Consider the following 13,202-nt stretch of genomic DNA (forward strand, 5'->3'; position numbering starts at 1 on the left):
AAGCATGCGTACGCCCGCTTCGCGCGGCTACACTCGGTCGCCGAGGAACACGGAGGGGTGACTTGGACAAGCAGCAGCTCTTAGCTGAGCTGAGCGGGCTTCGCGTAGCCAAGGTCGGAAGCCGGCCGGCTTCCCACAAGCCCCTCCTGGTGCTCTGGCTCGTGAAACGCTTCGTCGAGGAGCGCAAGTGGAAGACGGCGTACGACGAGGCAGAAGACCCAGTCGGCAAGCTCATCAGGAAGTACGCCCCAGGTGCAGCCTCCGCCTCGGATGTCGCAGCAGCCCCGTTCGTCCACCTGGAACGCTCGCTATGGGACCTGTCGGACTCGACGGGGGCCGCAATCGCCAGCAGCCCTTCACGAAGTGGCGGGTGGCTCAAGGCACGCGGCGCGCACGGCGCGTTGAACTCCGAATTCGTTCGACTTCTGCACGACCCCGGAACCCTGCTGGACGCGATCGAAACTCTGCTGACGAATTACTTCGAATCGGAAATCATCGACGAAGTCCGCACAGAGCTGCGACTGGATCTGAACTTTTCTTTGTCCAGTTCACCCCTGCGCCGCACTACCCGGACCGTAACTCGGCGAGTTGACGTTCCGCCCGACGAGAGCGCGGCGCCCCAGCAGCTTGTCCCGCCTCCGGACGCCGAAGACGTGGACTTCGACACCCGCCTGCGGTGGCAAGCGTTCGCTTGGCTCGAGCAGATGGGCAAGAACCACCACAACCGGATACCGTCGAGCCAGTTGGGACTCTTCAAATTCGAGGGAAACCGGATCGCCTTGGCCGATCAACAACAAGGTATCCGCAAGCCCAAAGAATTGAAGGCCGCTCTGTCGATCAAGACCGTTTACCGGCGACCGAGCGAGGAACGACCGTACCAAGACGAAGAGAGCAAGGACGGACTCATCCGTTACAAGTACCGTGGTACTGACCCAGGACACTTCGTCAACGTCGCTCTTCGTCGAGCCTTCGAAGAAAAACGACCGTTGATCTGGTTCGTGGGAGTGGAAAGCGGCGTCTACGAGGCACGTTTCCCCCTCTGGATTGTCGCTGACGAGCCCGCCAACCTTCAAGTCGTCGCCAGCTTCGAGCCTCCGCCCGGCATCAACCCGGTCTGGCGACCACTGGTTCGACGCTGAAAGTCGGGACTGGGCTGAGTACTCAGCCGGGGTCTGCGCCCCGGTCAACCCACGCGGCCAGTCCTGGCAGGTCCGGTGGCTGCCGGAGGGCGTCGAGGACCACGTTCACCCCCGCTCGCAACGGGGTTCCCCTGCGGACCACCGCCGCGATCGTGCGCGTTACCGGCGTCGCCAGTTCGCGCGTTGTCACCCGGTAGCGGCGGTCGACCGCCAGCAGGGGCAGCAACGCGATCGACAAACCCGCCTCGACGTGCTGCAACGTCATCAAGTAGTTGCTGAACCGGCACACCACCCGCGGCTCGAAGCCCGACTCGCGGCACAACCGCAGCGTCAGGTCCGCCATGTACGACCGCGGTGTGTCCAGCGCCCACGGCGAGTCCGCGTACGCCGAGAGCGAGACGGGTCCGCGCGGCACCTCGCCGGCGGAAACCAGGACTATCGGGTCCGTCGCCAGCGGGACGATGTCCAGGTCGGGGCCCAGGGGCAGCTGGACGAAGTCGGTCGTCGTGATGATCACGTCCGCGTCGCCGCCGCGCAGGGCCGGGATGCTCTCGTGCGGCTCCAGCTCCAGCAGCTCGACCTCCAGGTGCGGGTACGCGCCGGCCAGCCGGGTCACCGCCGGGACCGCCATCGTGTGGATCGCGCTCTGGAACGCGCCGAGCCGGACCAGGCCGACCGGCTCCTCGCCGAGGCTGCGCAGCTCCGCCTCGACCGTGTCCATGTGGTCGAGGATCGCCCGCGCGCGCCGCGCCAGCATCAGGCCCGCCGGCGTCAGCCGGACCCGGCGGCCGGTGCGTTCCAGCAGCTGGGTGCGGGTTTCCGCTTCGAGCACGGCCAGCTGCTGCGACACGCTCGACGCGCTCAGGTTCGCGTCCTGCGCCACCGCGCGGACCGTGCCCAGCGTGTCGAGCCGGCTCAGCAGCCGCAGGCGCCACGGGTTCAGCATGACCCCATTGTTGTGCGGAAGAACCAAACAAGAAAGCCGGAATCGTGAGATGGACGTGACGCTCGGTGCGGACTTACCGTCGATGCCATGGCTGCTTCCTTTTGGTCCGACGTCGACAAGCACCTCATCCGCTACGGCGGCACCTTCACCCACGAGATCATCGACCGCGCCGAAGGCAGTTTCGTCTTCACCGAAGACGGCCGCCGCATCCTCGACTTCACCTCCGGCCAGATGAGTGCGATCCTCGGGCACTCGCACCCGGAGATCGTCGAGACGGTCCAGCGTCAGGCCGCGAAGCTCGACCACCTGTTCAGCGGCATGCTGAGCCGCCCGGTCGTCGACCTCGCCCGGCGCCTCGCCGAGACGCTGCCGGCGCCGCTGGAGAAGGCCCTGCTGCTGACCACAGGCGCGGAGTCCAACGAAGCCGCCATCCGGATGGCGAAGCTCGTCACCGGCAAGCACGAGATCGTGTCGTTCGCCCGGTCGTGGCACGGCATGACGCAGGCCGCGGCGAGCGCGACGTACAGCGCCGGCCGCAAGGGGTACGGGCCCGCCGCGCCCGGCAACTTCGCCATCCCGGCGCCGAACGCGTACCGCCCCGACTTCACCGACGCCGACGGCGAGCTCGACTGGCGGCGTCAGCTCGACTTCGGGTTCGACCTGATCGACGCCCAGTCGGTCGGCAGCCTCGCGGCGTGCATCGTCGAGCCGATCTTGAGTTCCGGCGGCATCATCGAGCCGCCGCCCGGCTACTTCGCCGCGCTGGCCGAGAAGTGCCGTGAACGCGGCATGCTGCTGATCCTGGACGAAGCCCAGACGGGCTTGTGCCGCACGGGGAACTGGTACGCGTTCGAGCGCGACGGCGTCGTCCCGGACATCCTGACGCTGTCCAAGACGCTCGGCGCCGGCCTGCCCCTCGCGGCCGTGCTGACGAGCGCGGAGATCGAACAGGAGGCCCACGAGCGCGGCTTCCTGTTCTTCACGACGCACGTGGCGGACCCGCTCCCGGCGGCGGTCGGCAACACGGTCTTGGACGTGCTGACCCGCGACCACCTCGACGCGCGGGCGCTTTCGCTGGGCGCGTTGCTGCGCCGGGGGCTGGAGGGGATCGCCGAGCGCCACGAGGTGGTCGGCGACATCCGCGGCCGCGGCCTGCTGGCCGGGCTGGAGCTGGTGGTGGACCGTGAGACCAAGCGCAGTTCGGACGAGCTGGGCGCCCGGGTCACGCAGCGCTGCCTCGAGCTGGGGCTGCACATGAACATCGTGCAGCTGCCGGGGATGGGCGGGGTGTTCCGCATCGCCCCGCCGCTGACGGCGTCCGAAGAGGAGATTTCGCTGGGCGTTTCGATCCTCGACCAGGCGATCGGCGACGCCGTCAAGCTGCTCTAGGGACGGAATGCGGTAGCCGAGCGGCCGGTTTTTTGTTAGCAATGACAATGACCTGTCGCGAAGGAGCTACGCCATGGCTCTCGGCTTCCGCAGTCACCCGCTGACCGTCGACCTCCCGGTCATCGCGCTCACCCTCGCGGCGATCGCGCACTGGATCCGCGGCGCCCCCGCGGACGCGCTGATCTTCCTGGTGGTCACGCTCGTCCTCCTGGTCACCGAACGGCCGCGCGAGGAGGTCGCGGAGATCGGGGAGCCGTTCCACGTGCCGGGGTTCGCGGTGGTCGCGGCCGGGCTGCTGGTGCTGGCCTTCGGCCGCGACAGCGTCCCGGTGGCGGTCGCGGTCTCGGCGATCGGCCTGGTCGCGCTGTTCGCCGAGTGGCGTGACCCGTCGCTGCCGGCGGACCGCCCGGTGCCGCCCCGGGCGTGGCTGTGGTCGGCGGTCGCGCTGAGCTGGTGCGGCTGGGAGCTGCTGTCGTTCGTCTACGAGCAGGCGGCGGGAGGGCTGTCGCTGACCCACCCGACGATGAGCGACCTGGTCGACCCGCTGCTGGTGAACCGCTGGGTCCAGGCGCTGGCGATCACGGGCTGGCTGGCGGCGGGCCTGGCGATGCTGCGCGCGGCGGCCACGGCGAGGCGCTCGTGAACGCCCGGGAGCTGACGGAGCTGGGGTTCGGCCTGATCGTCCTCGCGGCGATCGGGCTGGGCGTGGCGAGCCACGTGTGGCCGAAGCGCGTCCCGAAGCTGACGAGCGTCCTGGCGGTGGTGATGCGACGGCGCAGCGCGCGGATCGCGTTCGTGCTGGCCTGGTGGTGGGTCGGCTGGCACTTCTTCGTGGGGCAGTGAAAAAGCCTCCTTGCCGGCCCGGGGAGCCGACAAGGAGGCTTCTTTCACGACGACGTCAGAAACCCGCCGTCACCTTGGTGAAGTCCCAGTCGTTTTGGGCGATGCCGCTGCACGCCGACTGGACGCCGCCGCCGGGGCAGCCGCGGTCGCGGTTGACCGACCAGAACGCCAGGCGGGCGATCTTGTTCGACTTCGCCCAGTTCGTGATCTGGGTCCAGGTCGACAAGTCGGTCAGCTCCTGCTGGTCGGACAGCCCGTTCATGCCCGAGATGCCCAGGTGCGCGTACGCCGTGGCGTCGCTCCAGCCGAACGTCGACTTGAGCTTGTCCCGCAGGCCGTTCGCCGCGCTGACCGTGCTGTTGTACATGTTCGCGCCGCCGCCGAAGTCGAACGGCATGATCGTGAACACGTCCACGTTCGCGCCCAGCGCCTTCGACTGGTCGATGAGCCGGTTGCCGTAGTAGTTCGGGCCGGTCGTCGACGTGCCGAACGTCAGGATCGTCTGGATCCCCGGGTTGTTCTGCTTGACGATCTTCAGCGCGCCCAGGATGCGGTCCTGCACGGCCTCGTTCTCGAACTCGTCGGAGTTCTCGATGTCGATGTCGATCGCCTTCAGCCCGTAGGCGCTGATCACCTGCTGGTACGCACCGGCCAACGCGGCCGGGGTCGAGCAGTTCGGGCCCAGCTTGTTCCCGCTCCAGCCGCCGAATGACGGGATGACCTGGCCGCCCGCCGCCTTGATCTGCGAGATCGCGGTGGCGTCGGCGCTGCCCGAGAGCGGGCGGCTGCTGTCCCACGCCGGGTTGCAGCCACCGGAGGCGTTGATGAACGCCATGGTGAACCACTTGACCCCGGTCGCGTTCATCACCGTCTGCGGGTTCGGCGGGCTGCCCCAGCCCAGGTACAGGTAGGGCGCGCCCCGGCCACCCGCCGGCGGCGGGGTGGTCGTCGGCGGGGTGGTCGTCACAGGCGGCGGCGTAGTGGGCGGTGTTGTTGTCGGGGGTGTGCCCCCGGCCGCACACGACCCACCGTTGAGCTTGCAGTTCGACGGCGCGACGTACGAACCCGAGTACGCCACGTTGAAGCCGAAGCTCGCGCTACCGCCGTTGGCGACGTCGCCGTTCCACGTGTTCTTCACCGTGACGTGCTGGCCGGACGCCGTGTAGCTGCCGTCCCACAGCGACGAGATCTTCGCCCCGCTGGGCAGGTCGAACTCGACCGTCCAAGTGGCGAGCGTCGAGCCCGAGCCGTTGGCGATCGTGTACTTGCCTTCGTACCCGGTGCCCCAGTCGGAGCCCTTCGAGAAGGTCGCGGACACGCCGCCCGCCGCGTTCGCCGGAGCGATCACGAACATCGCGCCGATCGTGGCGGCCGCGGCCGCCAGCCCGAGTGCGGGCAACCACCGGCGCGTCACGACAGGCCGTTCTTCATCGCGGAGATGAGCTCGCCGCCCGTGGTGTCACCGGTCAGCTCCCAGAAGAAGGCGCCGCCGAGACCCTGCTGCTTGGCGTAGGACATCTTGCCGCCGATGGTCGCCGGGGTGTCGTAGCTCCACCAGTTGCTGCCGCACTTGGCGTACGCGGTGCCGGCGAACGTGCCGGTCGACGGGCAGGTGTTCTTCAGGACCTTGTAGTCCTCGATGCCCTGCTCGTACGTGCCCGGCGCGGGGCCGGTCGCCGTGCCGCCCGGCGTCGACTGCGTGACGCCGGTCCAGCCGCGGCCGTAGAAACCGATGCCCAGCAACAGCTTGCTCGACGGGACGCCCTTGCTCTTCAGCTTCTGGATCGCGGCGTCGGAGTAGAAGCCCGGCGTCGGGATGCCGCTGAAGTTGGTCAACGGCGAGTGCGGGGCCGTCGGGCCCTGCGCCGCCCAGGCGCCGAAGTAGTCGTAGGTCATCACGTTGTACCAGTCGACGTACTGCGAGGCGCCGCCGTAGTCGGCGACGTCGAGCTTGCCGCCGTTGCTGCCGTCGGCCGTGATCGCCGAGGTGATCAGGAACGACGAGCCGAACTTCGAACGCAGCGCGCCCATCAGGTTCTTGTAGGCCGCGGCACCGCTGGTGTCACAGGAAAGGCCGCACGCGTTGGGGTACTCCCAGTCGATGTCGATGCCGTCCCAGATGTCCGCCCAGCGCGGGTCCTTCAGCAGGTTGTAGCAGGACTGCGCGAACGCGGCGGCGTTCTGCGACGCCTGGCCGAAGCCGCCGGAGTAGGTCCAGCCGCCGAACGACCAGATCACCTTGAGGCCCGGGTGCAGCTTCTTCAGCTTGCGCAGCTGGTTGAAGTTGCCCGCGACCGGCTGGTCCCAGGTGTCGGCGACCCCGTCGACGCTGCCCGCGGCGTCATAGGTCTTCTGGTAGTCGGCGTACGGGTCGTCGTTCGCTGTGCACTGCCCGTTCGTCACGTTGCCGAAGGCGTAGTTGATGTGCGTGAGCTTGCTGGCCGAACCCGACGTCTCGATGTTCTTGACGTGGTAGTTGCGGCCGTAGACGCCCCACTGCACGAAGTAGCCGACGTTCTTCAGGCCACCCGGCGGGGGCGGCGTGGTGGTGGTCGTCGGCGGCGGCGTGGTCGGCGTCGTCGGGGTGGTGGTCGGCTGCGTCGGGGTGGTCGGCGTGGTGGTCGGGGTGCCGCCGCCGGCGTCGCAGGATCCGCCGTTCAGCTTGCAGTTCGCCGGCGCCGAGTAGGTGCCGGAGTAGGCGACGTTGAAGCCGAAGCTGGCGCTGGCGCCGTTGCCGACGTTGCCGTTCCAGGTGTTCTTGACGGTGACGTGCTGGCCGGCCGCGGTGTAGCTGCCGTCCCAGAGCGACGCGATCTTCGCGCCGGACGGGAGGTCGAACTCGACCGTCCAGGCGGCCAGCGTCGAGCCGGAGCCGTTGTTGATCGTGTACTTGCCTTCATAACCGGTGCCCCAGTCGGAGCCCTTGGTGAAGCTGGCGCCAACGCCACCGGCAGCGCTCGCCGGCACGGTCACGAGACCGACCGCGAGCGCGCCGACCGCGGTGAACAAACCGAGGAGGTGCCATCTCTTTCTGGACATCGCTCTCCCTTGAGCCAGGTACGGGGAACGGCGGGACACCGCGGGGGACCGAGGCGGTGTATTCGCACCGTTTGCGAAGACATTACGTGGTCCAGACCAATTAAGGAAGAACAACCACGGAGAGTGCCGAGCGGGGGCTGACCAGCCGGGACGAAAGTCAGTTCACTGGTCCAGTCCAGTTACGGAAAGCAGTGATCGTCGCGGTCGGGAGTGTTCCTACTTCCCGTACAAGCCGAGCAACGGCACGACGCTCGGATCCGGCTTCCCCTGCCGCGCCGGGTCGGCGGGATCGATGCCCGCGCGGACGAAGTAGTCCACGACGAGCGACTGGAACTTCTCCACTTCGCCGCCCGCGTCCTTTGCGGCCCGCTCGACCAGCTGGGAGCGGTACATGGAGAATGAAAAATTGGCAGGCTCGCTCCAGAGCTCTTGCCGCTCATCGAAGCTCATGCGCCCGAGGTGCTCGTCGAGCAGGACCGTCAGGTTCTGGTTGGGCGGCTCAGCACCGACGCCGACGCCCTTCAGGCGGCGGCTCGTCAGGCGGGGCACCTCGTCGACGAAGTGACCGGCGGCGGTCCTCTGGTAATCCGAGAGGAGGCCGATCACGGTCTCCTCGGTGCCCTCGTGTTCGCGCGCGGACGAGATGTAGACGATGATGACGTCCCGCACCGTCATGGCCCGCGCGTGGTCGGCGAGCTTGACCCAGATGACCCCGGGCAGCGGGTGGACCTTGTCCTTGACGAACCGGTGCACGTCCACGACGTGGCGGGGGTGCGGGTTCAGGTAGACCCGGCTGCGCGGCGAGCCCCCTTTGTTCGCGAGTTCGAGCGGGTAGCCGGTGCCCGAGTCCGTGGCTGCCTGCTCCGAGGTGGAGCCGAGCAGGCCTTTGGCGGCGAGCGCGGCGACGTAGTCGCCCGCCGGGGGAACGTCCATGTCGGCCTTCACCGCGGACCGCTTGTAGACGTCTTCGTAGAAGTTCTTGGCCTTCCCCGCCTGCCATTCTTTCCACATTTCCATCAACTCACGCCGGTCGGGCTCGGGAAAGGTGGCCCACACCGCCGGTGGTTTCTTCTTCTCCTCGGGTCGCTTGACGAGGTTTGCGCGGGCCGTGTTGACGGAATCGAGTGAGGGGGCGAAGCCGACAGCACCCGGCGGGAGAAAGCGCGGAGCCACCTCCTGCTTGCCGGGCTTTTCCGCCGGCGCCATGGTTTCGCCGTACTTCCGGTCCAGCCGCTGACGGATGTCGAAGAGGTCGTCGAACCGATCTCCCCGGCCTAGTGCGTGGTACAGCGCAGCGAAGTACTCCTTGCGCTCCCGCTCGGGCACCTTCGTGCCGACCGGAAAGCTGGTCAGCATGTTCCAGAGTCCCCCCTGGCCATCGGTGAACGCCTTGATCCGCACCTCGACCTCGGCGGCGAGCTTCTTGTCCTTCAGCTTCTTGATCCGCTTGCGATCGGCTTCGGAGAGTTCGAACCGCTGCACGACGAGGGACGCCACAGCCGCGTTCCCGGCGAGGTGGTTGAGCCGCAGCAGCCGCGCGGCGTCGGGCGGGGGCGCGGGCTGGGATCGCCGGCCCCGGGCGAGTACTCGCTCACGCTCATCGGGCCGGTGGGCTTTCACGGCGACCCGCCTCCCGTCGCACCCGGGTCCGCGTTTTCACACCGACACCGAAGCCGGTGAACGTTCAACGGTGGCACGAGGCGCTCAGCCGGTCCACCGGCGCGCGGGCAATCCCACGGGCAGCGCCGGTTGCCCTCGCGAGCGGGAAAACAAGCAGGGCCTCGTCTCCAACCGGAAACGAGGCCCTGCTCGGTACTGCTGTCTCAACCAGACGTGCGCCCGAAGGGATTCGAACCCCTGACCTTCTGATCCGTAGTCAGATGCTCTATCCAGCTGAGCTACGGGCGCGTGTTCAGTTGTTCTCTAACCTAGCACCCGGCGAACCGGGCACCAGCGGAGGCTCCGGGATTTGAACCCGGGAGGGGGGGTTACCCCCAACCGCATTAGCAGTGCGGCGCCATAGACCAGACTAGGCGAAGCCTCCTGGGCCCAACGACCACTGCTCAGATAGGTTACACACCCCCGGATCACCCCTGAACAGGACCCCCCTCACGCTCGTTGCAGCAGCCTGAGCAGGCGCGGAGACCGCCCGCCCAGGCCCTCCGCCTCGAACGTCGCGATGCCCACCCGGGGCAGCTCGCGGACGCCCGGATACACCAAGTACCTGGGCACCCAGCGGGGCTGGAATTTCGCGTTGAACTTGTACAGCGTCTCGATCTGGATCCACCGGGAAAAGAAGTGCAGGACCTTCGCGGACATGCGCGCCACCGGGCCGGCGCCGATGCGCTGGCCCTGTTCCATCAGCGCGCGGAACGCCGCGAAGTTCAGGGACACCTGCGAAACGCCGTGGCGGCGGGCCGCCAGCAGGAGCTCCGAGATCATCAGCTCGTTGACGCCGTTGTCGGCCGACCGGTCGCGGCGCATGACGTCCAGCGACAGGCCAGTCGAACCCCACGGGACGAACTGGAGCACGCCCCGCACGCGGCCGCCCTGCTCGGCCGTCACCAGGACCGATCCCGGGTCGCCCATGCGGCCGAGCGCCATCGAGAAGCCGCGCTCGGTGTCCGTGCCGCGCCAGTTGGCCGCCAGGGTCTCCAGTTCGGCCAGCTCGCCCGGGCGCAGGTCTTCCGCGCGGCGCACCAGCACCTTGTAGCCCGCGCGCTTCGTGCGGGCCGCGGCCTGGCGGACGCCGCGCATCACGCGTCCGTCCAAGGTGAACTCGTCGACGTCGACGACCGCCTCGTCGCCGATCTCCAGGACCTCCAGGCCGAACCGGGCCCAGACCGTCGCGCCGAGCTCCGAGACGCCCATCGCCGCCGGGACCCAGCCGTTGCGACGGCAGACCTCCAGGTACTCCTCGATCGCGCCCGGCCACGCCTCGTGGTCGCCGAGCGGGTCGGCCGAGCACAGCGCGACCCCGGCGATCACGCGGTAGGTGACCGCGGCCTTGCCTGTCTTCGAAAACACCGCGAACTTGTCGCGCCGCAGTGCGAAGTAGCCGAGCGAATCGCGCTCGCCGTGCTCGTCGAGCAGCTTGCGCAGGCGGGCGACCTCCTCGTCGGCCAGCCGCGGCGCCGGCTCGGCCGAGCGCAGCAGGAAGTACGCCGACACCAGGACCGCGGCGAGGCCGAACAGCAGGCCGACGGCCGCCGTCATGTCCTCCAGCCACATCTGGTGGAACACCGCAGGCCCGCTGACCCCGACGAGCGCGAGCGCGGACTCCGCCAGGCGGTCCGGGAAGCTCATCGGCTCCAGCACCGCGTGCGAGGCCACCGACAGCAGGATGGCGTTGATCACCAGCCCGGCCAGCGCCAGCTGCAGGAACACGCGCACCGCGCGCCAGCGCCCGACCACCGGGTCCGGCTTGGCGACGAAGTAGCGCCGGCTCGCGATCAGGCCGACCAGCAGCACGACGGACACCATCCCGGCGCCGAAGACATGCCGGAGCCCGATGTGCGACGCCGTGAGCAGCACCGTCGCGCCGACGGCCAGCTGCCAGGCCCGCCGCTTGCGGCGCCGCAGGCCCGCGGCCAGCAGCACCAGCAGCACGCCCGTGACCAGCGCGACCGTCGCCGCCGCGACCGTGGCCTCCTGCGGCAGCTCCAGCCACTCGGACATGTGCCCGCGCAGGTTCCGGCGCCCGGCCGGCACCAGAACGGCGACGAGTGTCGTCAGTCCGGCCAGCCGGGTCACCCAGGTGATCACCCCCACGGTGGTGGCTCCCGCCACCCGCCAGGTGGTCTGCGCGCGTGTTCCCGTCACCACCTGTACAACCCGTTGTGGACGATCATGCTTCCCCCATCTACCCCCCGGCGAGCTCCACGAACGGCGTCAACGCCGCCGGGTTCGCCAGCGCGTCGCGGCTGACGGCCCGGTCCGGAGCCACACCGGCGAGAATCCTCTTCACCGGTACCTCACACTTCTTACCGTTCAAGGTACGAGGAATCTCCGAAACCACGACGAACCGATCGGGTACGTGCCGCGGTGACAGTGCGCTACGAAGCTCCTTCTTCAGCCGCGGCTCGACTTCTTCGAGCGAAGCGCCGTCGGCGAGGACGACGAAACAGATCAGCTGGCCGTCCTCGTTGCCGGCCGCCGAGGTGTCCACGACCAGGGAGTCCGCGATCTCGTCGTAGCCCTCGACGACCCGGTAGAACTCCGCCGTGCCCATCCGGACGCCGCCGCGGTTGAGCGTCGAGTCGCTGCGGCCGTAGATCACCGCCGAGCCGCGGTTCGTGACCCGGATCCAGTCGCCGTGGCGCCACAACCCCGGGTACATCTCGAAGTAGGCCTCACGCAGGCGCGAGCCGTCGGGGTCGTTCCAGAAGAACACCGGCATCGACGGCATCGGCTTCGTGATGACCAGCTCGCCGACCTCCTCGACGACGGCGTTGCCGGCCTCGTCGAACGCGTTGACCGCGGCGCCCAGCGCCGGGCAGGACAGCTCCCCCAGCCAGACCGGGACGTCGGGCGCCGACGCGACGAACGCCGCGCACAGGTCGGTGCCACCCGAGACCGAGCAGATCTGGACGCCCTTCCCGACCTCGTTCACGATCCACCGGAAGCCCTCGACGCTCAGCGGCGCCCCGGTGGAGCCGAGCGCGCGCAACGCCGTGAGGTCGTAGCGTTCGGCCGGCTTGATGCCCGCCTTCAGGCAGCTCTGGATGAACGGCGCCGACGTCCCGAAGTACGTGACGCGGTGCTGCTCGGCCAGGTGCCAGAGCGCGTTGAGGTCCGGGTGGCCGGGGCTGCCGTCGTAGAGCACGATCGTCGTCCCGACCAGCAGGCCGGAGATGAGGAAGTTCCACATCATCCAGCCGGTGGTGCTGAACCAGAAGAACCGGTCGCCCGGCCCGAGGTCCGTCTGCAGCGCGAGGGCCTTGAGGTGCTCGAGGGTGATGCCGCCGTGGCCGTGCACGATGCCCTTCGGCAGGCCGGTGGTCCCCGACGAGTAGAGCACCCACAGCGGGTGCGCGAACTCGACCGGCTCGAACAGCAGCGGCGCGCCCTCATGCTTCGCGAGCAGGCCGTCCCAATCGAGGGCGCCGTCCATCCGGCCTTCGCCGACGTACTGGACGAGCACGGTCGCGGCCAGCGACGGCAGCTTCGCCTGCAGGTCGGTGACCGTGCCCCGGATGTCGAACTGACAGCCGTTGTACGCGTACGCGTTGACGGCGAAGAGCACCTTCGGCTCGATCTGGACGAACCGGTCCGCGACCGCGCGGACCCCGAAGTCCGGCGAGCACGACGACCAGATCGCCCCGATGCTCGCCGTGGCGAGGAACGCGACCAGCGTCTGCGGGCAGTTCGGGGCCAGCGCGGCGACGCGGTCGCCCTTGCCGACGCCCAGCTCGAGCAGCGCCGCCCGCGCGGCGCCGACCTGGGCGCGAAGCTGCCCGTACGTGAGGTGGTCGGCGAAGCCGTCTTCGCGGTGGAAGATCACCGCGAGCTCGTCGTCGCCCTTCGTGGCCCCCGCGACGCCAGGAGTGAGCGCGTGCTCGGCGTAGTTCAGCGTGGCGCCGTCGAACCAGACCGCGTTCGGCATCTCACCGGAGAGCACTTCGCCGGGCTGGTCGTGCCAGCGGACGCCGAGGAAGTCCGCGACCGCCGTCCAGAAGTCCGGGCCGCGTTCGACGGAGAACTCCCAGAGCGAGCGGTAGTCGTCCACCTCGACGCCGCGTTCGGCACGCAGCCACTGGCGGAAGGCTTCGATCTTGGTGTCGGCAACGTGGCTCGGCTCAGGGCGCCAGAGCACTTCGGGGGCGTCGGCGGTGTGCGTCACGTCA

Annotated in this window: 10 protein-coding genes and 2 tRNA genes; 4 read left to right on the plus strand and 8 right to left on the minus strand. The window is 68.8% G+C overall.

Annotation, left to right across the window (positions count from 1 at the left end; translation table 11 throughout):
* The first annotated feature begins 62 nt into the window (after positions 1–62).
* Positions 63–1,139, plus strand: coding sequence for a phosphorothioated DNA-binding restriction endonuclease family protein (locus ACZ7OH_RS12085; protein WP_470280805.1), 1,077 nt, complete (start codon positions 63–65; stop codon positions 1,137–1,139).
* Between the two features lie 22 nt (positions 1,140–1,161).
* Here ACZ7OH_RS12085 and ACZ7OH_RS12090 read toward each other — a convergent pair whose 3' ends face one another.
* On the minus strand, positions 1,162–2,085 hold the full coding sequence (locus ACZ7OH_RS12090) for a LysR family transcriptional regulator (RefSeq protein WP_470280806.1): 924 nt from the start codon (positions 2,083–2,085) through the stop codon (positions 1,162–1,164).
* An 87-nt stretch (positions 2,086–2,172) separates the two neighbouring features.
* On the opposite strand from ACZ7OH_RS12090, the gene ACZ7OH_RS12095 reads away from it, so the two are divergent.
* The 3 genes from ACZ7OH_RS12095 (at position 2,173) to ACZ7OH_RS12105 (ending at position 4,317) form a co-directional block, all read left to right on the plus strand.
* Positions 2,173–3,474, plus strand: a complete 1,302-nt coding sequence (locus tag ACZ7OH_RS12095) for an aspartate aminotransferase family protein (RefSeq protein ID WP_470280807.1) — start codon at positions 2,173–2,175, stop codon at positions 3,472–3,474.
* Between the two features lie 73 nt (positions 3,475–3,547).
* Positions 3,548–4,117: a hypothetical protein gene (locus tag ACZ7OH_RS12100; RefSeq protein WP_470280808.1), complete on the plus strand. Its 570-nt coding sequence runs from the start codon at positions 3,548–3,550 to the stop codon at positions 4,115–4,117.
* Positions 4,114–4,317 (plus strand): DUF6186 family protein, encoded by a 204-nt coding sequence (locus ACZ7OH_RS12105; protein WP_400901385.1) that lies wholly within the window; start codon positions 4,114–4,116, stop codon positions 4,315–4,317. The genes ACZ7OH_RS12100 and ACZ7OH_RS12105 overlap by 4 nt, the downstream gene beginning before the upstream one ends.
* A 55-nt stretch (positions 4,318–4,372) precedes the next feature.
* Here ACZ7OH_RS12105 and ACZ7OH_RS12110 read toward each other — a convergent pair whose 3' ends face one another.
* The 7 genes from ACZ7OH_RS12110 to ACZ7OH_RS12140 all read right to left on the minus strand — a co-directional run bounded on the left by ACZ7OH_RS12110 (position 4,373) and on the right by ACZ7OH_RS12140 (position 13,198).
* Positions 4,373–5,731: a cellulose binding domain-containing protein gene (locus ACZ7OH_RS12110; RefSeq protein ID WP_470280809.1), complete on the minus strand. Its 1,359-nt coding sequence runs from the start codon at positions 5,729–5,731 to the stop codon at positions 4,373–4,375.
* Positions 5,728–7,356, minus strand: a complete 1,629-nt coding sequence (locus tag ACZ7OH_RS12115; RefSeq protein ID WP_470280810.1) for a glycosyl hydrolase family 18 protein — start codon at positions 7,354–7,356, stop codon at positions 5,728–5,730. Before ACZ7OH_RS12115 ends, ACZ7OH_RS12110 begins: the two co-directional genes overlap by 4 nt.
* Before the next feature lie 216 nt (positions 7,357–7,572).
* On the minus strand, positions 7,573–8,853 hold the full coding sequence (locus ACZ7OH_RS12120) for a T3SS effector HopA1 family protein (RefSeq protein ID WP_470280811.1): 1,281 nt from the start codon (positions 8,851–8,853) through the stop codon (positions 7,573–7,575).
* 337 nt (positions 8,854–9,190) lie between these two features.
* Positions 9,191–9,264: transfer RNA gene (locus ACZ7OH_RS12125), tRNA-Arg, on the minus strand.
* A gap of 46 nt (positions 9,265–9,310) precedes the next feature.
* Positions 9,311–9,400, minus strand: a tRNA-Ser gene (locus tag ACZ7OH_RS12130).
* 65 nt (positions 9,401–9,465) lie between these two features.
* The gene (locus tag ACZ7OH_RS12135) at positions 9,466–11,181 is read right to left on the minus strand and encodes a phosphatidylglycerol lysyltransferase domain-containing protein (RefSeq protein WP_470280812.1); all 1,716 of its coding nucleotides are present in this window, start codon (positions 11,179–11,181) and stop codon (positions 9,466–9,468) included.
* A gap of 37 nt (positions 11,182–11,218) precedes the next feature.
* Positions 11,219–13,198, minus strand: a complete 1,980-nt coding sequence (locus ACZ7OH_RS12140; protein ID WP_470280813.1) for an acetoacetate--CoA ligase — start codon at positions 13,196–13,198, stop codon at positions 11,219–11,221.
* Positions 13,199–13,202 lie beyond the last annotated feature (4 nt).

It is taken from the genome of Amycolatopsis sp. NPDC114478 (assembly GCF_055633805.1).